The organism is Nocardioides sp., assembly GCF_004803405.1.
GTDB classification, from domain to species: Bacteria; Actinomycetota; Actinomycetes; order Propionibacteriales; family Nocardioidaceae; genus Nocardioides; species Nocardioides vastitatis.
In genome coordinates this window covers 1-19,924 of sequence record NZ_SSXI01000127.1, presented here as the reverse complement: position 1 = coordinate 19,924, position 19,924 = coordinate 1, and the positions used below count along the sequence as shown (strand labels likewise).

The window sequence follows — 19,924 nt, the reverse complement described above, 5'->3', positions numbered from 1 at the left end:
GCTCGCCGACCCCGAGGTGGCCCGCGCGCTGACGGCGATGGCAGGCGAGGCGCAAGGGCGACTGCGGGCGATGGTCGCCGACGTGTCCTCGGGCGAGGTGGACTCGGTCGGCGTGGTGTCCTGGACGCTGCTCGCCGACGGCTGGCGAGCGTTGCGCCCCCACCGCGACGAGGGCGCGCTGCGGGTCGAGATGCGGAGCGTGCAGCCGTCCGACCTGGCCTCGGTCGTGGCGCCGGTGCTGGCTCCGTTGGTCGCGACCGCGCCGGTGGAGGGACGCTGATGGACCTCGACGACGATCCGGTTCTCGCGGCCGCCGCGGGCGAGCAGCGGGCGGTCCCGGCCACCGACGTGGAGGCCGCCGACCTGGCCGACAAGTACGACCAGATGCTGCGACTGGCCGACCTCTTCGACGACGCCGGCGCCCAGATGCGCGAGTGGGCGAAGCTCGGCCACGAGGTGCTGGTCGACCCGGACGTCGTCGACTCCGCCGCGCTCTCCCCGACCACGTGGGCCTCCGTCGAGGAGGAGCTGCGTGCAGCGACCACCGGCAAGGGCGGGCTGCTCAGCCGCTCACTCGAGCTGGACGCCGACGCGCTGGTGCTCCGCGCCACCGTGCTGACCTACCGCTGGATCGACGAGCTGCAGGCTGCGGCCTACCAGACCCTCGGGGCGATCGCGGGCAGGGCGATCGGCTACCTCGCCCCCCAGGTCAAGCTCGGCGGCGCGATCGTCGCGGCCGGCCTGATCGAGACCGACGCGCTTGACCGGGACGGTGTCGCCGCCTACCTCAATGAGCTCGCCGAGGCGAACCCCGAGCTGATGGACCACGTCACCACCGGTGGCGGACTGGTCGACAGCCTCCAGATGCGCGGACTGCTCACGGCCCGAGGCCTCGCCGGCGAGGGTGGTCACGCGGCACGCAGCGGTGGCCTCCGCGCCGCCGGCGTCACGCCGCTGCCTGACGACTGGGGCGCCGCGCTGCGCGACGCCGCGGTCGGCCTCACCGACGCCGAGCGCGGAGATCCCGACGCGCCACCGGCCGGGTCGGTGGGCGACGGGGCCACTGCCGGCGTCCCCACCGGCCTGGGCGATCTGATGACGATCCTCTCCGCCAGCGAGGGCAACGACGAGCCGGTGCGGATCCTGCGTGTCAGCCCAGGGCGCCTGCTCGCGTTCCTGACCGGTACGGCGGAGCCGAACCCCCGCCCGGGCCGGCTGCGGCTGGTCTCCGGCGACCAGTCGGGCCACGTCTCCGATGCCGTGCGGGCGATCACGGCGGCCACCACCGCGGAGGACGGGGACGCACCGGTGCGGGTGATGCTGGTCGGTCGCGGCGCCGGTGGGGCGGCCGCCGTGGAGATCGCTGCGAGCGAGGACCTGCCCGGCTTCGTGATCGACCAGGTGGTCACCGCCAACTCACCAACCGCCCAGCTGCCCCTCGTGCCCGCCGACGTACGCGTGCTGTCGCTGGAGGACCGGACGGACCCGGTCGCGCTGCTCGGGTCGCTCATCAACGCGGCCGCGACCAACCGCCTCACCGTCGTGTACGACGCCGGGTCGGACCCGGACCTCCCGCCGCTCGTCGCGGGTGGCCGGGCAGCGGACCGCGCCGACCACCCCGAGCTGGTTGCCGCGCTGACCCGGTGGCGCGCGCTGGGCTTCCTCGCCGCGCAGACCGCCGCCTCCCCGACCCGCGATCCCAGGTAGGCAGAGGACCGCGAGGCAGACGCAGGCTCACCACGCCAGGTCGTGCACGAACTCGCTGAGCTGGGTCAGGTTGCGGCACTCGATCATCCGCACGATCTCGCCGTACGCCGGCACGGCGGAGTCGCCGGTCCCCCAGTTCCGCTCGTGCTCGGGGTTGAGCCAGAACGCCTGCTTCACCGAGCCCGCGAGGCTGCGGAGGGTCTCCTCGTGGAGGTCGCTGTAGTTGGAACGCGCGTCGCCGAGGATCAGCAGCGTGGTCTTCGGGCCGAGTGCGTCCATGTGCTGCTCCTCGAACTTCGTGAACGCACGGCCGTAGTTGGTGCGCCCCCAGAGCGCGGCGTGGCTGGTGCTCGCCGCCAGGTCGGCGAGCACGGTGACCGGGTCCGCCCCCGGACGGAAGTACGGCGTTACCTCGTGCACGTGATCGATGAAGGTGAATGCCCGCATGCTCTGGAACACCTCGCGCAGCGCGAACACGAACAGCAGCGTGAACTGGGCGAAGTTCGCCACCGAGCCGCTGACGTCGCAGAGCACCACCAGGTCGGTGCGGTGCGGCCGCTTCGGCCGATGGTGGGTGGTGATCGGGACGCCACCGGTCGCGATCGAGGCGCGCACCGTACGCCGGAAGTCGAGCGGGCCCCGCCGCTTCGCGTGGTGCTCCTTGGCCAGCCGGGTGGCGAGCCGGCGGGCCAGGGGGAAGATCTCCTTGCGCATCTCCTCGAGGTCGGATCGGCGCGCGGCCATGAAGGCGAGCTGGTCGATGCTCGGCCGCACCGCGACCTCGGCGACGTGGTCGGGCCCCTTCTCCTCGGCGATCCGCCGGCGGGCGTCGTCCTCGACCATCGCGGTGAAAAAGCCGATCCGCCGGTTCGCCGTCCGGGTCGCCTCGTCCTCGTCGGCACCCTGGGCCATCAGTGCCTGGACCAACCGGTCGACCAGCTCCTGCGGCGACACCCGCTGCAGGGCGGTGTAGGCCGACCACGACGAGAGGCCCGGCCCACGGCCCGGCATCGAGCCGAACACGCCGACCATCTCCGCGGCCATCCGCCGCAGTTCGGGCTCGTCCGGCTGGGGGGCCTCGAGGGCCTCGGCCAGTCGGTCGCGGAGGCTGCGGAGCGCGGCCGCGTTGTCCTGGACCGCGCCGGACTCGCCTGGTGACTCCTCGCCTACGGCGCGAGCTCCCTCGCCGACCATCGCGGGGAAGTACACGTCGAAGAGCGAGTCGAAGGTGGTGCGCTGCGACTGCTTCTTCACCATGGTCGCGGCGAACGCGGCGCGGACCGTGTCACGGTCGGTCCAGTGCAGGGCCGAGAGCGCGGCGACCGAGTCGAGGTCCTCGGCCAGGGACACCGACAGACCGGCGCCGCGGAGCGCCTCGACGAACGCGAGGTGCCGGTCGAGGAGCCCGGATTGTTCGGTGGCCATGCCTCCTCCGCTCAGGACCGGCCGAGCTTGAGCTCTTTGACCGCGCGCTGGTGGTCGGACTGGTGCTTGAGGACGGCGCCCAGGGTCTCGGCGATCGCCACCTCGTCGAGGTCACGGATCTCCAGCGCGATCAGGGTGCGGGCCCAGTCGACGGACTCCGCGATCGACGGCGCCTTCTTCAGCTCCAGGTCCCGAAGCCGGCCGACCGTCGCCACGAGCTGCTCGGCGATCCGGTCGTCGAGGCCGGGGACCTGCTTGTGGAGGATCTCCCGCTCCCGCTTCGCGTCCGGGTAGTCCAGGTGCAGGTAGAGGCAGCGGCGCTTCAGCGCCTCGGAGAGCTCGCGGCTCGCGTTCGAGGTGAGTACGACGAAGGGCCGGCGCGTGGCCGCCACGGTCCCGAGCTCGGGGATGGTCACCTGGAAGTCGCTCAGCACCTCCAGCAGCAGTCCCTCGACCTCGATGTCGGTCTTGTCGACCTCGTCGATCAGCAGCACCGTCTGTGCCTCGCGGCGGATCGCGGTGAGCAGCGGGCGGGTCAGCAGGAACTCGTCGGTGAAAATGCTGTGGTCAAGGTCGTTCCATGGTTGGGGTTGGTGGTTGCCGTCGACGGTGGTTGCGGTGCCTCGCTGTGGTTGCGCGCCGTAAGCCTGGATGGCTAGCAGCTGCTTCTTGTAGTTCCACTCGTACAGCGCACGCGCCTCGTCCAAGCCCTCGTAGCACTGCAGCCGGACCAGCTCCGCCCCCGTCGCCCGCGACACCGCCTTGGCGAGCTCGGTCTTGCCGACACCGGCCGGCCCCTCGAGCAGCAGCGGCTTCTCCAGGGCGCCGGCGAGGAACGTCGTGGTGGCCGTCGCGGGGTCGGTGAGATAGCCGGAGGCGTCCAGCCGCGTCGCCACATCGGCCGGTGAGTCGAACCAGGTCATCGCGAGGTCTCCGCGGTGACGCTCGGCGAAGCAGCGGAGCGGCGGAGGCGAAGAACGTCGTGGGATGGCGTCATGGACCCCATCCTGCCCAATGTTGGGGACGGAGCAGGAGCCGGTTCGTGACCCTCCCTGACCCGGGTCGTTGAAACGGCAACCCAAACCGACCACGAGCAGCATCAGGGGGGCGACGATGACCGTTGTCGACGCACTCCTTCGGTGGTCTCGGATGTCGCTGACCTCACTGCGGACGGCGATCACCGTCGGTGCGCTCACCATGCTGGTGGGCTTCGCGGCGGTCAGCCTGATGACGGCCCCACAGGCTCCGGTCGGCGGCGCCGAGAAGGTCGGCCTCTCCTCCACTCCGCTCAACGCGATGATGGAGCGCCACCGCTGTTCGTTCACCGGCTTCGACCGCGAGGCGGTGCCGAGCAAGGCGATCGTCCGCACGCCCGAGGGCGAGACGCGGCTGGTGTCGTTCGACCACGGCTGGGCGGTGTTCATCGGCGAGGCCGCGGGCGAGCTGGTCGCCGTGTGTCTCGGCGCCGAGACCCGTGAGAAGCCCGAGCAGCCGCGCTGACACGAGAACGGCGGAAGCCGCCCCAGCTCGCTCCACCGGACAATCGGCGGCGCAGCGCACGGGGCATTCTCACAGGCGCGGCTTCTCAGTCGGGCGGCCGAGCCGCTCTACGAAGTTTGGGCAAGGAACGCGAAGAATCGGGGCCGCTCCTTATGCTCGCCACGTGAGCGCCGAGCTGGAGCAACCGCCGAGCAGCGATGCCGTGGTCTTCGACCTCAAGGACGGCGGCCTGTACCTGCGCGGCGCCCAGGACCAAATCGACGCCATCGTCGCCGAACTCCTTTCAGCGGCCGAGGTCGAAGCGCGCCGCACCCGAAGCGTGGGCGTCGCCGACGCAGCCGGTGCCGTCACCACCGCCGCCGCCCTGCTCGCTGCCGGCGAGGAGTACCTACGCCTGACACCTGAGAGCCTCGCGAAGCTCCGCGAATTGGGCGAGCAACTGGACGCCAACGGCTCACTCCGCGGCTACCTACGCAAGGGAAGCAAATTCGCTGGAGACCTGAAGTTCGACAAGGTGTCGTTCCGGCCCGAGCAGGCGCTCGCGTTACAGACCGCCGCTGTCTCCCTCGCCCTGCGTTCCGCGATCGCGGACGTACAGAAGGCCGTTGAGGTGGTTCAGGAGAGCGTCGACGAGCTCGCCCGACGGGCACGGTCTCAAGAGGTCGGACGTGTCGTCGGCCTGTACGAGCACCTCGAGGCAGTGGCTGCCTCGACCAGATCGCACGGGCGGCTGCTGAAGGCTGACTGGGACAGCGTGAGCGGCGCTGGGCTGGAGCTGCGTCAGTCTCTGACCGCGCTGCGTGCCTACGCCCAGACGACGCTGAACACCTTCGACGCCGATGCCCGAGTACCGAGGCGCGCGAAGGCACTCGGGGCGTTCAGCGACACCGAAGGCGTTGGCGGCACGTTGAAACTGATCGCGGTGGCGGAGAAGGCCCTTCACCTGTGGGAGTACCTGCGTCTCGAGCACGTCCGTTCCACCGACCCCGAGCATGTGGAGTCTGCCCTCGAGGACGCCCGCGCCTCGCTGCGCACCAACCAGGACCGCGACCGCGAGCTCGTCGAAGCAGCCACCGGCAAGCTCAAAGCGCTTCGGCAGATCTCCCCGTTGGAGACCCACCACCTGTTCTCCATCCCAGACCTCCAGCGGAACGCCGAACAGGCCCTGGACACGCTTGAGGAGTTCGCGACCGTCTCCCGCACCGGCCGCCCGATCCTGGATCGCCACATCCACCGCCCCGAGTTCGCCGAGACACGTGCAGAGGTGAAGCGCCACGCGATCAGCGCCAAGGACTCTGCGGCGGATGCATCCAAGGCCGTCGGGCGGGCAGCCGGGACCGGCGCGAAGAAGGCAGCCACCAAGGTCACCGAGCCGTTGCGCGGGCTGAGAAGGTGACCGCGGCCCCCGCCGGACGGCACTGGCGGATCGGCACTTGGAACCTCGCCGGAGCCTCGACGCCCGCACACAAGGACGTGCTGGACGACATGGCGTGCGATGTCCTGCTGCTCACCGAGGTCCGAACCGACCTCACGCTGGACGGGTATGAGCGGCACACGACTTCGGCGCTCATGGGGCCGACCAAGTACTGGTCAGCCATCTACTCCCGCGAACCGCTCGAGCTGCTGCCCGACCCGCATCCCGCGTCCGCGGCCGCACGGATCGGCGGAGTGACCATGTGCGCATCGGTGATGCCCTGGACCCTGGCCGCCGAGCTGTGGCCGTGGGGACCGGCCAGCCACGGTGAGCGGATGCGACACACCACCGACGCCCTCGCGTCCGTCCTCGGCAGCGGACCAGTCGTGTGGGGTGGTGACTTGAACCAGCCACTGACCGGCAACATCGCCGGGTTCGCCCGCGCCGCCCAAGCGGTCCTGATCGAGGAGCTCGACCGGCATGGGCTCCAGGTCCCGACACGTGACCTGCCCGGCAAAAACGGGCAGGCGGCCATAGACCACATCGCGGCTCCCCGCGACTGGAGAGTGCTCGATGCGGGTCGCATCCCGGTCGCCTCGCTGTCCGACCACGATGCGTACTGGGTTGCGACAGTTCGAAAGGGATTTTCTGGCGGGTTTGGATGACGGCGGAGCTACTACGCAGCCCGGCCCGACAATGCCCCGCCCCGTCAGGGACTTCTGGCCGCGGTGGTGATTGTTTTGGTATCGAAACTGGTCGAGCAGTCCCCCACCAGGCCACCCCGGCCGGCCCGCTACGACACGCTGCCAAAGGCACTTCCCGGCCCCAGCCGCAACCACGACCCCACGACCGCGCCCGCCTCGACCGCATCGACCGCATCGACCGCATCGACAAACGCCATCACCGGCGAGGTCTCCGCGAACTCGCTATGGACGACTACCAACCCCAGAAATGACAAGGACCCGGACCCACGTCCGTGGGTCCGGGTCTTGCCGATGTCCTGACACATCACACGGCGGTGGCGGAGGGATTTGAACCCTCGGTGGGCTTGCACCCACAAACGCTTTCGAGGCGTTCTCCTTAGGCCGCTCGGACACGCCACCGCCGGAGAGGGTACCGGAGCCGCTGGGTCCGGCCTAAATCGGAACGGTCACCGGCCGCGCGTCGGTGGCAACGAGCCAGCGCACCTCGATCACCGGTTCGCGATGCGCGCGGGAAGCCTGCGTCCGGTGACGATGCCGGCGTTCGACGTGCCCGCCGACGCGTAGACGATCGAGAGCTCGCGCGAGTAGGCGACGCTGCCGGTGCCGTCCTCGAACACGACGAGCTCCACCTTGTGCGAGCCCGCCGCGACCGGCACGACGACGGTGACGGACCCGGTGGCTCCGCGGCCCTCGCCGTAAAACTCCAGGTAGTGCGGGGCGTCGATGAGGTTGCCGTCGATGGCGGGCGCGAAGATCAGCGCGCCGGTTCCGGCGACGCCGTTGTCGTCGTTCGCATCGATGCTGGCGGTGATCTGCAGGTAGCCCTTCGGCGTGGCGAAGGACTTCTCGGCGACCGAGTAGACCCCCTGGGCGGCGATTTTCCGAGCCGCGCTCTCGACGACACCCCACATCCTGGTCTCGTCGGCGATGTCGGTGCCCGTGATCGAGCCGTCCTTGACGTCGGCGCCACTGATGCTGCCGTTGGCCACGTCGGCGCCGGAGACGCTGCTGTTGCCGATGTCGACTCCCTTCAACGAACCGGTCGCGATGTCACGGCCGGTCAGGCTGCCGTTCTTGACCTGAGCGCCGGTGATCATCGCGCCCGCGACGGCGCCGCCGGTGGTGCCGAAGATGATGGCCAGTGCGAGCAACGCGAGGGCGAGGGGACTGATGGAGCCGGCGAACCGGCGGCGGGGGGTCGAGGACATGAGCGCTCCTAGCGCGTCGGGGGGACAAATCCGCTTCAGGAAACGGCCTGCGCGCGCCCCCGTCCAGCGTTCGACGGAATTGATCGGCGAAGGACCACCAAGATCGCCCCGGCACCTGCCGGGCAACGGGCGCAGGGCGCCCGCTCAGCCCTGACCGATCCGATGCACCCACAGGGCGTTGGTGGTGCCGGGAACGCCGGGCGGGCTGCCGGCCACGATCACGACGAGGTCACCCTCGACGACACGACCGCTGCGGACCAGCTCGTCGTCCACCTGGGAGACCATGTCGTCGGTGCCTGTGACGGGTGCGGTGGTGAAGGTCTCGATCCCCCAGCTCAGCGCCAGCTGCGCCCGTACCTTCTCCTCCGGCGTGAAGGCGAGGACCGGGATCCGGCTCCGGAGCCGGGCGACGCGGCGTGCGGTGTCGCCGGACTGCGTGAAGGCGACGACGTACGACGCCCCGACCCGCTCGGCGACCTCCTCGGCGGCCTTGGTCATCACGCCGGACCGGGTGTGCGGATCCCAGGCGATCCGGTCGAACCGGCCGAACTGCTGACCGTCGAGCGCGTGCAGCTCGGTGGTCGCGATGATCCGCGCCATCGTCTCGACGGTCTCGACCGGGTAGGCGCCGACGCTCGTCTCCCCGGACAGCATCACGGCGTCCGCGCCGTCGAGCACCGCGTTCGCGACATCGCTCGCCTCGGCCCGGGTCGGTGCCGGGCTCCCGATCATCGACTCCAGCATCTGGGTGGCCACGATGACCGGCTTGGCGTTGCGCCGCGCGGCCACGACGACCTGCTTCTGGAGGAACGGCACCTCCTCGAGCGGGCACTCCACGCCGAGGTCTCCCCGGGCGACCATCACGCCGTCGAAGGCCGCCACCACCTCGTCGAGGTTCGCGATCGCCTGGGGCTTCTCGATCTTGGCGATCGCGGGGACGCGGATGCCCTCCTCGGACATGATCGCCCGCACGTCGTCGGCGTCCTGTGCGCTGCGGACGAAGCTCAGCGCGACCAGGTCGACCCCCAGTCGCAGGGCGAAGCGCAGGTCGTCGGCGTCCTTGCTCGACAGCGCCGGCACCGAGACCGCGACGCCCGGGAGATTGAGGCCCTTGTTGTTGCTGACCCGGCCGCCGACCACAACCTCGGTGACGACGTCCGGGCCGGTGACCTCGACGACCCGCAGCCGGACCTTGCCGTCGTCGACCAGGATCGGGTCGCCGTACGAGACGTCGCCGGGCAGTCCCAGGTACGTCGTCCCGCAGATCGCGTCGTCCCCGTCGACCTCCCGAGTGGTGATCGTCCACCGCTGGCCGGGTCGCAGCACGACCGGCCCGTCGGCGAACCGCGCGAGCCTGATCTTCGGGCCCTGCAGGTCGGCGAGCACCGCCACCGCGTGCCCGGTCGCCTCGGACGCCTCGCGGACCCACCGGTAGACCTCCGCGTGGTCGGTGTGGTCCCCGTGGCTCATGTTGAGCCGAGCGACGTCCATCCCGGCGTCGACCAGGGACAGGATCCGTTCCTGGGACGCCGTAGCCGGGCCGAGGGTGCAGACCACCTTCGCCCGGCGCCCGCGCGGGAGCACCGGCCCACGGGTGATGACGGGGTCGGGACGATCGAGCAGACCGGTCATGTCGGGTTCCTTGGTCGATGCGGGCAGGTGGTGTCACCGGGGGCCGCGGCTGGCGGTGCGACCCCCGGTGAGTTCTGGAGGGTCAGAGCCCGTCGGCGAGCCGGTGGTAGGCCGCGCTCCAGCGCAGCTCGCGCTGGAAGCTGCGCGGGCTGGTGTCGGCGTCGATGACCGCGACCTCGACTCCGGCCATCTCCGCGAAGTCCGCGAGGACGTCGACCCCGACTGCCTTGGACAGCACGGTGTGGTGCGGGGCCCCGGCCATCAGCCAGGCCTCGGCGGAGGTGGCGAGCGAGGGCCGCGGCTCCCAGACCGCGCACGCCACGGGCAGCTGCGGCAGTGCCTCGTCCGGCTCGACGACGTCGACCTCGTTCACTGTCAGGCGGAAGCGGTCGCCCAGGTCGGACAGCCCCGCCACCACGGCCGGGCCGGGGTCGGCGGTGAACCGCAGCCGCACCGGGTCCTCGCGGCCGCCGATGGAGAGCGGGTGGATCTCCAGCGAGGCACGGTCGCCGGTCAGGGTCGGGCAGACCTCGAGCATGTGGGCACCGAGGATCTTCTCCTCGCCCGGGACCAGGTGGTAGGTGTAGTCCTCCATGAAGGACGTCCCGCCCGGCAGGCCAGCCGCCATCACCTTCGTGGCGCGCAGCAGCACCGACGTCTTCCAGTCCCCTTCGCCACCGAAGCCGTAGCCGTCGGCCATCAGGCGCTGCACGGCCAGGCCCGGCAGCTGCCGGAGACCGCCCAGGTCCTCGAAGTTCGTCGTGAAGGCTCCGAAGCCGCCGTCCTCGAGGAAGGTCCGCAGCCCGGCCTCGATCCGCGCACCGTAGCGGAGCGAGTCGTGACGGTCGCCGTTCGGGAGCAGCTCGGGGGCGATGGCGTACAGGTCGGCGTACTCCCCGACGAGCTTGTCGACCTCGGCGTCGGAGACGGCGTCGACCACCGCGACCAGGTCGTTGACGCCGTAGGTGTTGACCGAGACCCCGAACCGGAGCTGGGCCTCCACCTTGTCGCCCTCGGTGACGGCGACGTCGCGCATGTTGTCACCGAAGCGGGCCAGCCGCAGCTGGCGCAGCTCGGCCCGACCGCGGGCGGCACGCGCCCAGTCCTCGATCCGCCGCCGCACCGCGGGGTTCTCGACGTGACCGGCGACCGTCTTGCGGGGAACGCCGAGCCTGGACTGGATGTAGCCGAACTCCCGGTCGCCGTGCGCGGCCTGGTTGAGGTTCATGAAGTCCATGTCGATGGTCGACCACGGCAGCGCCATGCCGGCCTGCGTGTGCAGGTGCAGCAGCGGCTTCTGGAGCGCGTCGAGCCCGGCGATCCACATCTTCGCCGGTGAGAAGGTGTGCATCCACGCGATCAGGCCGACGCAGGACGGGTCGCTGTTGGCCTCCTGCACCTGGCGGTGGATCGCGACGGCGTCCAGCAGCACCGGCTTCCAGACGACGCGGACCGGCAGGTCCGCCAGCTCGGCGAGGCGCTCGGCGATCGCCCGCGACTGGCTCGCCACCTGGTCGAGCGTCTCCGGGCCGTACAGCGATTGGCTTCCGGTCAGGAACCACACCTCCTGCGCGGCGGCGTCGGCGGTGCGGTCGGGTTCCGTGGTCACGTGGTGCTCCTTGTCGATGCGCGGATCAGGAGCCCGGTCGGGGCCCCTGACCTGCGTGGATGGGGTGGTGCGGCCGGGCGGATCAGCGCTGGCCGTAGACGTTCTGGTAGCGGTCGTAGAGCGCGTCGACGCTGCTCTGCTCGATCGGGATGGGCTGGCCGAGCTGGCGCGAGAGATGGACCGACCGGGCGACGTCCTCGCACATCACCGCGGCCTTGACCGCCGACTTGGCGGTCGGACCGACGGTGAAGACGCCGTGGTTCTGCATGAGCACCGCCGGCGAGCGACTCCCCCGCAGGGTCTCGACGATGCCGCGGCCGATCGAGTCGTCACCGATGATCGCGAACGGCCCGACCGGGATCTCGCCGCCGAACTCGTCCGCGCACATCGTGGTGACGCACGGGATCGGCTCGCCGCGCGCGGCCCACGCGACGGCGTACGGCGAGTGCGTGTGCACCACGCCGCCGACCTCGGGCAGGTGGCGGTAGACGTAGGCCTGGGCCTCGGTGTCCGAGGACGGCGCGTGATCGCCCTCGACGACGCGACCCTCGAGGTCGCACACCACCATGTTCTCCGGGGTCAGGTCGTCGTAGGACACCCCGCTCGGCTTGATCACCAGCAGCTCGTGGCCGGGTACCCGCGCGGAGACGTTGCCGGCGGTCCACACGACCAGGCCGTACCGCGGGAGCTCCGCGTGCAGGACCGCGACCTCGCGGCGCAGGTTGCGGATCGACTGCTCGACGTCCGTGACGACGCTCATCGCTGGTTCCCCTCTTCCTTCGCGTGGCGAGCCGCGACCGCGTCGCGGCGGATCGCCTTGAGCCGGCGCATGGCGCTCACGCCACGGCCGAAGTGGTCGTGCAGCTCGCGATACTCGGCGAACAGCCGGTCGTAGGCCTGGGCCCGCGCCTCGTCGGGCACGTAGACCGCCTTGCGGACCTTGCCCATCGCCTTCGCCGCCGTGGGCACGTCGGAGTAGGCGCCTGCCGCGACCGCAGCGTGGATCGCCGAGCCGAGCGCCGGCCCCTGCTCGGAGTCGATGATCGACAGCGGCAGCCGGGTGACGTCGGCGTAGATCTGCATCAGCAGCGCGTTCTTCGCCAGGCCGCCGGCGACCACGAACTCCTCGACGGGCACGCCGCTGTCGCGGAACGCCTCGACGATGACCCGGGTGCCGAACGCGGTCGCCTCGAGGAGTGCCCGATAGACGTCCTCGGGCCGGGTGGCCAGGGTGAGCCCGACGACCAGGCCGGACAGCTCGTGGTCCACCAGCACGGAGCGGTTGCCGCTGTGCCAGTCGAGCGCGACCAGGCCGTGCTCCCCGATCCCCTGCTGAGCGGCCAGTCGGGTGAGGTGCTCGTGCACCGACTCCCCCGCGGCCTCCGCCGCGGCGACGTACGACGCCGGGACGGCGTTGTCGACGAACCAGCCGAAGATGTCGCCGACCCCGCTCTGGCCGGCCTCGTAGCCCCACCGGCAGGCGATGATGCCGCCGTCGACGACACCGCACATGCCCGGCACGTCCTGTAGCACGTCGGCGCTCATCACGTGGCAGGTCGAGGTGCCCATGATCGCCACCATCTGACCGGGCTCCACCGCCTGGGCCGCGGGTGCGGTCACATGGGCGTCGACGTTGCCGACGGCGACCGCGATGCCCTCGGGCAGGCCGGTCCAGGCCGCAGCCTCCGCGGTCAGGCGCCCGGCCGCGGCTCCCAGCTCCCCGATGGGATGAGCCAGCTTGTCGTCGACGAAGCCGCCGAACCCCGGCGCGAGGGCCTCGAGGAAGTCCGTGGTCGGGTAGGCGCCGTCCTGGAGGATGCCCTTGTACCCGGCGGAGCAGGCGTTGCGCACGTAGCTGCCGCACAGCTGCCAGACGATCCAGTCGGCGGCCTCGACCCAGCGGGCCATCCGGTCATAGACCTCCCGGTCCTCCTCGAACAGCTGCAGGCCCTTCGCGAACTCCCACTCCGAGGAGATCAGTCCGCCGTAGCGCGGCAGCCAGGCCTCGTCGCGGTCCGCGGCCAGCCGGTTGATGCGGTCGGCATGCGGCTGGGCGGCGTGGTGCTTCCACAGCTTGACGTAGGCGTGCGGCCGGTCGCGGAGGTCGTCGAGCTCGCACAGCGGCGTGCCGTCGGCCAGGGTCGGGACCATCGTGCAGGCGGTGAAGTCCGTGGCGACGCCGATCACGGCCGACGGGTCGATACCTGCCGCGGCGACAGCGGCGGGGACGGCGACCCGGAGCACCTCCCGGTAGTCCTCGGGGACCTGCAGCGCCCAGTCCGGCGGCAGCTCGCGCCCCGATCCGGGGAGCCGCTCGTCGATCACCGCGTGCGGGTACGGGTGCACCGCGGAGCCGAGCTCGGCTCCGTCGGACACGCGAACCACGACCGCGCGACCCGACAGGGTCCCGTAGTCGACGCCGATGGTGTACTGCTCCTCCGATGCGCCCGTACTCATCAGGGCTTCGCTCCTTCTCGTGGTGCCTGGGTGCTGTCGCGGACGACCAACTCGGGGCTGATCAGGCGCTCCGGGCCGGGCTCGTCGGTGATCGCCGCGCGAAGGATCTGGATCGCCCGTCGGCCCACCGCGTCGAAGTCTTGCCGCACGGTGGTCAGGGGCGGGATGAGGTACGCCGCCTCGGGGATGTCGTCGAACCCCACGACGCTGATGTCGTCGGGCACCGAGCGGCCCGCCTCGGACAGTGAGCGCAACAGGCCCAGCGCCATCTGGTCGTTCGCGCAGAACACCGCCGTGACGTCGTCACGGGCGGCGATCCGCTGACCCGCCTGGTAGCCGCTGCGGGCCGACCAGTCGCCCTCGATGTGGAGCTCCGGCGCCACCCCGGCGTCGTACATGGCGTTGCGGTAGCCGGCCAGACGGGCACGCGCCTCGGTCCACGGTGAGGGTCCCGAGAGGTGCAGCACCCGCTCGTGACCGAGCTCGAGCAGGTGCGTGGTGCCGAGCTCGGCTCCGGCCACCTGGTCCACGCCGACGGTCCACGTCGCCTTGTCCTCGTCGCCCTCCACGACCACCACCGGCACGCCCTTTCCCGCATGCGCGCGGGCGGCGTCGACGGCGTCGTCGTTGGCAGCGATCAGGACGATCCCCTCGACGTGCTGGTCACGCAGGTGGTTCATCGCGTCCGCGAACTCCTCGCGGGTGAGCACCTGGACGTTGACCGAGCTGACGAAGTAGCCCCCCTCGCGCCCTGCGGTCTGGATCGCCCGGTGCACCGTGCTGGGGCCCCAGTACCCGCTCCGGGAGCCGATCACCCCGATCGTGCCGGAGCGCCGGGTCACCAGGCTGCGGGCCGCGGCGTTGGGGCGGTAGCCCAGCTGGTCGATCGCGCGCAGCACCCGCTCACGGGTCTCGGGGCGGAGGTTGGTCTGGCCGTTCACCACCCGCGACACCGTCTGGTGGGAGACGCCGGCGAGGCGGGCGACGTCCGCCATGACCGGTGATCGAGGGGGATGACTCATGGCTGCCGCCGGGTCATCACACGCTGCACGACGACGAAGACCAGCAGCAGGACGCCGATGGCGATCCGGGTCCACCACGAGCTGAGGCCGCCGTCGAAGGAGATGAAGGTCTGGATCGTGCCGAGGACGAGCACCCCGACCAGCGAACCGAGCACGTAGCCGCGGCCGCCGGTGAGCAGGGTCCCGCCGATGACGACCGCCGCGATCGCGTCGAGCTCCATCCCGACCGCGTGCAGGCTGTAGCCGGACAGCGTGTAGAGCGCGAAGAGCAGACCACCGAGACCGGCACAGAACCCGCTGATGGCGTAGACGCCGACCTTCACCACGGCGACCCGGAGGCCCATCAGCAGCGCCGACGCCTCGTTGCCACCGACCGCGTAGACGGTCCGGCCGAACCTGGTGCGGGCCAGGACGTAGGCGGCCACCGCGACCGTGGCCACCGCGATGACCACGGTCCATGTCGTGTAGTAGCCACCCGGCAGAGTGATCGTCCTGAACGCCAGCTCGCTGAAGGTCTGGTCGGTGATGGGGATGGACTCCACGCTGATCAGGTAGGTCAGTCCCCGGGCCAGGAAGAGGCCGGCCAGGGTCGCGATGAAGGGCTGGATCTCGAAGTAGTGGATGAGCAGACCCATCAGCGTGCCGAGCAGGGTCGCCACCACGAGCACGGTGACGATCGAGAGGTACGGCGACCAGCCCAGCGCGAGCGTCTTCGCCGCGATCATGGTGGAGAGGGCGACGACCGAGCCGACCGAGAGGTCGATCCCGCCGGCCAGGATCACGAACGTCATCCCGACGGCCAGGACGATCAGGAACGAGTTGTCCAGCAGCAGGCTCAGGAAGACCTGCGGGTCGGTGAACCCGTCGTAGCGCAGGCCGCCGGCACCGAACATGCCGAGGAAGAGCGCGAAGGTGACGATCACCGGCAGGAACCGGGCCGGCGGCGAGTAGCTGCGGACCTGGTCCCAGACCGAGGAGCTGGGAGCGGTGACGGCACTCATGCCGGGTTCCCCTTCCGTGCGACGGGCGCTGTGCGTCGTACCCGGAGGACGGCGCGGGCGCGGGGCGACTGGATGAGGCAGACCGCCACGACCACCATCGCCTTGAACAGGTAGTTCGCCTCCGACGGGATGCCGATGTTGGGGATGGTGCGGGCCAGCGTCGTGATGAACAGCGCACCGACGACGGTGCCGAGCAGCGAGAACCTGCCACCGGTGAGGGCGGTGCCGCCGATCACCACGGCGAGGATCGCGTCGAGCTCGATCCACAGGCCGAGGCTGTTGGCGTTCACCGAGTTGGTGTTGGCGGCGATGATCACGCCGGCCAGGCCGGCGCACACGGCGCCGAAGACGTACACCGTCCAGATGATCGTGCGCGACCGGACACCCGCGAGCCGGCTGGCCTCGGGGTTGATCCCGACGGCTTCGATGAGCATGCCGAGCGCGGTCCGGCGGGTCAGCACGCCGGTCACCGCCACCATCGCCACGGCCACGAGGAACGCCAGTGGCAGGCCGAGCACGAAGCCGGAGGCGAGGTTGCTGAACGTGTCGTTGTTGACGGTGGTGATCTGGCCGTCGGTCACCAGCATCGCGAGGCCGCGGCCAGCGACCATCAGGACGAGCGTGGCGATGATCGGCTGGATGCCGACGACCGACACCAGGAAGCCGTTCCACAGGCCCAGCAGGACGCAGATCGCGAGCGCCACGGTGCAGGCCATGATCGCGGTGGCGGCGGCGCCCTCGTCGCCGGCGCCGACGATGCGGGTGCAGGCGACCGCCCCGGCGATGGCTGCGATCGCACCGACCGAGAGGTCGATGCCACGGGTCGCGATGACCAGCGTCATGCCGAGCGCCACCAGGAGCACGGGGGCGCTGTTGCGGGCGATGTCGACGACGTTGCCGTAGAGATGGCCGTCCTGGAGCCGCACGTCGAGGAACGAGGGCGTGGCGACGACGTTGACGACCAGCAGCACCACCAGGGCCATGACCGGCCAGAGCAACGGGCTGGCGAGGAGTCGCGCGACCAGCCGTGGCCCGCGGACCGGGCTCGCCGTCCGTCGCCCGGCCTCCGGCGGGGTGAGGGTGTCAGTCACGGGAGCTCTCCTCCTCCGTGCGGGCACTGGGCGTGCCTCCGTGGCCGGCGATGATCTCGAGGATGTCGCTCACGCTGACGTCGTCATTGGGACGCTCGGCGATCTTGCGGCGGTCGCGCATCACCACGACGCGGTCGCTGAGCCGCAGCACCTCCTCCAGCTCGGCAGAGATGAACACCACCGACATGCCGCGACGGGCGAGCTCGGCGACCTTGGCCTGGATCTGCGCCTTGGCACCGATGTCGATGCCACGGGTGGGCTCGTCGAGGATCAGCACCTCGGGCTCGGTGATCAGCCATCGCGCCAGCAGCACCTTCTGCTGGTTGCCGCCTGAGAGGTTGCGCATGAGCGCCTGCGGGTCGGCGGGACGGATGTCGAGCGCCTCGATGTACTCGCCGACCAGCCGGTTGCGCACCGCCTGCGGGATCGGCCTCAACCAGCCGCGCGAGGCCTGCAGGGCGAGCATCATGTTGTCGGCGACGGTCAGGTCGCCGATGACGCCCTCGGCCTTGCGGTCCTCACTGGAGAACGCGATCTTGCGATCGATCGCGTGCCGGGGGCTGCGGAGGCGTCGACGGCTGGAGCGGATCTCGAGGGACCCGTGGTCGGCGGTGTCGGCGCCGAACAGCAGCCTGGCCAGCTCGGTCCGGCCGGATCCGAGTAGGCCGGCGACGCCGACGACCTCGCCGTCGTAGAGCGAGAGGTCGGTGGCCTCGAGGGATCCCTTGCGGCTCAGGCCGATCGCCTTCAGCACGGGGGGACCGTCGGTGCTCGTGCGGGTGTGCTCGTGATCGAGGCGGTCCAGCACCTCGAGCTCCCGGCCGATCATCAGCTGCACCAGCTCGAGCTGGGTGGTGTCGGCGACCATCCGCTCCTCGACCAGCCGGCCGTTGCGCAGGATCGTCATCCGGTCGGCGATCTCGTAGATCTGGTCCAGGAAGTGGGAGACGAAGACGATGGCCACGCCGTCCTCACGCAGGCGGCGCATCACCTCGAACAGCTTGGCCACCTCGTCGGCATCCAGGCTGGAGGTGGGCTCGTCGAGGATCAGGACCCGGGCCTCGACGTCGACGGCGCGGGCGATGGCGACCAGTTGCTGGACGGCGATCGGGTGGTCACCCAGGGTGGAGGAGGGGTCGATGTCGAGCCCGAGCCGGTCCAGGGTCTCCCGCGCACGTCGGTTCATCCCTCGGACGTTGATGCCGCCGAGCCGACGGGGCTCGCGGCCCAGGAGCATGTTCTCCGCGACGGTCAGGTTGGGGACCAGGTTGACCTCCTGGTACACCGTGCTGATCCCGGCGGCCTGCGCGGCCGCGGGCGTGGCGAAGGCGTGCTCCTCGCCAGCGACGACGATGGTCCCGGAGTCGATGGAGTAGACGCCGGTGAGCGCCTTGATCAGGGTGGACTTCCCGGCGCCGTTCTCGCCCATCAGGGCGTGGACCTCACCGGGCAGCAGACGGAGCGACACGCGGTCCAGCGCGCGCACGCTCCCGAAGGTGATGGAGATGTCGCGCATCTCGATCACGGGCTCGCCCGCGCGCTCGCCCGGGACCGGTGTCGTCGCGGTCACCGGGGGCTCCTCGTGCGTCGTCGTCATCGATCGTTCTCCAGCAGGTGCGGGGTCGGACCGGCGGATCCGCCACGGTGGTGACGGATCCGCCGGAGGAAGGGGGTTCGTGCCGCGGTGGCGGGACGAACCGGTCGACTGGCTCAGTACTTGCGGTCGGCGAGCACCTCGGCGGCCTGCTCCGGGGTGAAGGTGGTCTCCTCGGTGACGACCCGCGCCGGAACCTCCTCGCCGTCGAGGACCTTGTTCGCCAGGTCCATCAGCTGGTCGCCCAGCAGCGGGTTGCACTCGACGATGAAGTTGATCTGACCCTTGGCGAGTGCGGCCATCCCGTCCTTGACGGCGTCGACGGTGATGATCTTGATGTCCTTGCCGGGCTCGAGACCGGAGGCCTCGATCGCTTCGATCGCACCCAGGCCCATGTCGTCGTTGTGGGCGAAGACGACGTCGATGCCGTCCTCGGAGTTCAGGAACGACTCCATGACCTGCTTGCCGCCGTCACGGGTGAAGTCGCCGGTCTGGGAGGCGCTGACCTTGATCTTCGAGTCGGTCTTGATCGCCTCGGCGAAGCCCTCGGCCCGGTCGATCGCCGGAGCAGCGCCCGTGGTGCCCTCGAGCTGGACGACGTTGACGTCACCGTCACCGTCGACGTCGGCGTCGGCAGCGTTCTCCACGAGCCACTGGCCGGCCTTCTCGCCCTCGAGCACGAAGTCGGAGCCGAGGAAGGTCTTGTAGAGCGAGGTGTCCTCGGTGTCGACAGCGCGGTCGGTGAGGATGACCGGGATGTTGGCCCGCTTGGCCTCCTGGAGGACGGTGTCCCAGCCGGTCTCGACGACCGGGCTGAAGGCGATCACGTCGACCTTCTGCTGGATGAAGGACCGGATCGCCTTGATCTGGTTCTCCTGCTTGCCCTGGGCGTCGGAGAACTTGAGCTCGAAGCCGGCGGCCTTGGCCGACGCCTTGATCGACTCGGTGTTGGCAGTACGCCATCCGCTCTCCGCACCGACCTGGGAGAAGCCCATGACGATCTGGTCGTTTCCATCGCTTGCGCTCGAGTCGCTGCCGCAGCCGCTGACGGCTGCTGCACACATGAGGACCGCGCTGGCGGCGGTCACGGTCTTCTTCAGCACTGGTTTCCTCCACATCCCAAGGGCTTCCTCGCCCTGTGACCGGTGTCACTGCCCCTGAGTGTGAGCGCTAACATTCCGCTCCGTCAAGAGGTTCGGGCCCGCGAATCTCATCAAATGTGAACGCTCACTCTGCCAGGCCTGGGATTTTCACCCGGCCTCACGTCCCCGAAAGGCACCCGATGACGGCCCTGCTGCGCTCCGAACGCGCCAGGAGGGGCCTGCGCCCCACCGACCTCGCCGAGGCGATCGGCGTGCACCCCATGTCGATCCTGAGATGGGAGCGCCGCGAGCGCCTGCCCGGCCCGGCACACATCCACGCCCTCGCCCGGGTGCTGGAGATCGAGCCGGCACGGGTCGCCGGCTTCTTCGACGACGTCCGCGCAGCGGCGCCGGCGGAGCCCGGGCCCGCAGGGCATCGCGGCCAGGGCGTGCGGGCGCTGCGCTGGCGCGCGGAGGT

18 protein-coding genes and 1 tRNA gene are annotated in these 19,924 nt (G+C 70.5%); 6 read left to right on the top strand and 13 right to left on the bottom strand.

What is annotated here, in order from left to right; translation table 11 throughout:
- On the top strand, window positions 1-280 hold a 280-nt coding region (locus E7Z54_RS23100; RefSeq protein ID WP_168798251.1), incomplete at its 5' end, for a hypothetical protein.
- A complete protein-coding gene (locus tag E7Z54_RS09470) occupies window positions 280-1,707 on the top strand; it encodes a hypothetical protein (RefSeq protein WP_136433126.1) in 1,428 nt (475 codons plus the stop codon). The genes E7Z54_RS23100 and E7Z54_RS09470, both read left to right, overlap by 1 nt.
- A 27-nt stretch (window positions 1,708-1,734) precedes the next feature.
- Here E7Z54_RS09470 and E7Z54_RS09465 read toward each other — a convergent pair whose 3' ends face one another.
- Both E7Z54_RS09465 and E7Z54_RS09460 read right to left on the bottom strand, forming a co-directional pair.
- Complete coding sequence (locus tag E7Z54_RS09465; RefSeq protein WP_136433124.1) at window positions 1,735-3,132, bottom strand: vWA domain-containing protein; 1,398 nt, start codon at window positions 3,130-3,132, stop codon at window positions 1,735-1,737.
- Window positions 3,133-3,143: 11 nt separating this feature from the next.
- Entirely contained in the window at window positions 3,144-4,055 is a 912-nt protein-coding gene (locus E7Z54_RS09460) for an AAA family ATPase (RefSeq protein ID WP_136433122.1), read from the bottom strand.
- A 190-nt stretch (window positions 4,056-4,245) separates the two neighbouring features.
- Here E7Z54_RS09460 and E7Z54_RS09455 point away from each other — a divergent pair, with 190 nt between their 5' ends.
- The 3 genes from E7Z54_RS09455 to E7Z54_RS09445 all read left to right on the top strand — a co-directional run bounded on the left by E7Z54_RS09455 (window position 4,246) and on the right by E7Z54_RS09445 (window position 6,711).
- Window positions 4,246-4,632 (top strand): hypothetical protein, encoded by a 387-nt coding sequence (locus tag E7Z54_RS09455; protein WP_136433120.1) that lies wholly within the window; start codon window positions 4,246-4,248, stop codon window positions 4,630-4,632.
- Between the two features lie 163 nt (window positions 4,633-4,795).
- Window positions 4,796-6,028, top strand: a complete 1,233-nt coding sequence (locus E7Z54_RS09450; RefSeq protein WP_136433118.1) for a hypothetical protein — start codon at window positions 4,796-4,798, stop codon at window positions 6,026-6,028.
- Window positions 6,025-6,711: an endonuclease/exonuclease/phosphatase family protein gene (locus E7Z54_RS09445; RefSeq protein ID WP_168798250.1), complete on the top strand. Its 687-nt coding sequence runs from the start codon at window positions 6,025-6,027 to the stop codon at window positions 6,709-6,711. Before E7Z54_RS09450 ends, E7Z54_RS09445 begins: the two co-directional genes overlap by 4 nt.
- Before the next feature lie 351 nt (window positions 6,712-7,062).
- Here the strand turns inward: E7Z54_RS09445 and E7Z54_RS09440 are convergent.
- The 11 genes from E7Z54_RS09440 to E7Z54_RS09390 all read right to left on the bottom strand — a co-directional run bounded on the left by E7Z54_RS09440 (window position 7,063) and on the right by E7Z54_RS09390 (window position 19,467).
- Window positions 7,063-7,149 (bottom strand) — tRNA-Ser (locus tag E7Z54_RS09440).
- An 89-nt stretch (window positions 7,150-7,238) separates the two neighbouring features.
- Window positions 7,239-7,958, bottom strand: coding sequence for a hypothetical protein (locus E7Z54_RS09435; protein ID WP_136433115.1), 720 nt, complete (start codon window positions 7,956-7,958; stop codon window positions 7,239-7,241).
- Window positions 7,959-8,102: 144 nt separating this feature from the next.
- Entirely contained in the window at window positions 8,103-9,590 is a 1,488-nt protein-coding gene (gene pyk, locus E7Z54_RS09430; RefSeq protein WP_136433113.1) for a pyruvate kinase, read from the bottom strand.
- Between the two features lie 82 nt (window positions 9,591-9,672).
- On the bottom strand, window positions 9,673-11,199 hold the full coding sequence (gene araA, locus E7Z54_RS09425) for an L-arabinose isomerase (protein ID WP_136433111.1): 1,527 nt from the start codon (window positions 11,197-11,199) through the stop codon (window positions 9,673-9,675).
- Between the two features lie 82 nt (window positions 11,200-11,281).
- Window positions 11,282-11,959, bottom strand: a complete 678-nt coding sequence (locus E7Z54_RS09420) for an L-ribulose-5-phosphate 4-epimerase (RefSeq protein ID WP_136433109.1) — start codon at window positions 11,957-11,959, stop codon at window positions 11,282-11,284.
- Window positions 11,956-13,656 carry a ribulokinase gene (gene araB, locus E7Z54_RS09415; RefSeq protein ID WP_136433107.1) on the bottom strand — a complete coding sequence of 567 codons (1,701 nt, stop codon included), beginning with the start codon at window positions 13,654-13,656 and terminating at the stop codon, window positions 11,956-11,958. The genes E7Z54_RS09420 and araB overlap by 4 nt, the downstream gene beginning before the upstream one ends.
- Window positions 13,656-14,651 (bottom strand): LacI family DNA-binding transcriptional regulator, encoded by a 996-nt coding sequence (locus E7Z54_RS09410; RefSeq protein WP_136433105.1) that lies wholly within the window; start codon window positions 14,649-14,651, stop codon window positions 13,656-13,658. Before E7Z54_RS09410 ends, araB begins: the two co-directional genes overlap by 1 nt.
- A gap of 23 nt (window positions 14,652-14,674) precedes the next feature.
- Window positions 14,675-15,679, bottom strand: coding sequence for a galactofuranose ABC transporter, permease protein YjfF (yjfF, locus tag E7Z54_RS09405; protein ID WP_136433104.1), 1,005 nt, complete (start codon window positions 15,677-15,679; stop codon window positions 14,675-14,677).
- Window positions 15,676-16,770: an ABC transporter permease gene (locus E7Z54_RS09400; protein ID WP_240769600.1), complete on the bottom strand. Its 1,095-nt coding sequence runs from the start codon at window positions 16,768-16,770 to the stop codon at window positions 15,676-15,678. The genes yjfF and E7Z54_RS09400 overlap by 4 nt, the downstream gene beginning before the upstream one ends.
- Entirely contained in the window at window positions 16,763-18,367 is a 1,605-nt protein-coding gene (locus E7Z54_RS09395) for a sugar ABC transporter ATP-binding protein (protein WP_136433102.1), read from the bottom strand. Before E7Z54_RS09395 ends, E7Z54_RS09400 begins: the two co-directional genes overlap by 8 nt.
- 113 nt (window positions 18,368-18,480) lie before the next feature.
- Window positions 18,481-19,467 carry an ABC transporter substrate-binding protein gene (locus tag E7Z54_RS09390; RefSeq protein ID WP_136433100.1) on the bottom strand — a complete coding sequence of 329 codons (987 nt, stop codon included), beginning with the start codon at window positions 19,465-19,467 and terminating at the stop codon, window positions 18,481-18,483.
- A 179-nt stretch (window positions 19,468-19,646) separates the two neighbouring features.
- Here E7Z54_RS09390 and E7Z54_RS09385 point away from each other — a divergent pair.
- Window positions 19,647-19,924: helix-turn-helix domain-containing protein (locus E7Z54_RS09385; RefSeq protein ID WP_136433098.1), on the top strand; the 278-nt coding region annotated here is incomplete at its 3' end.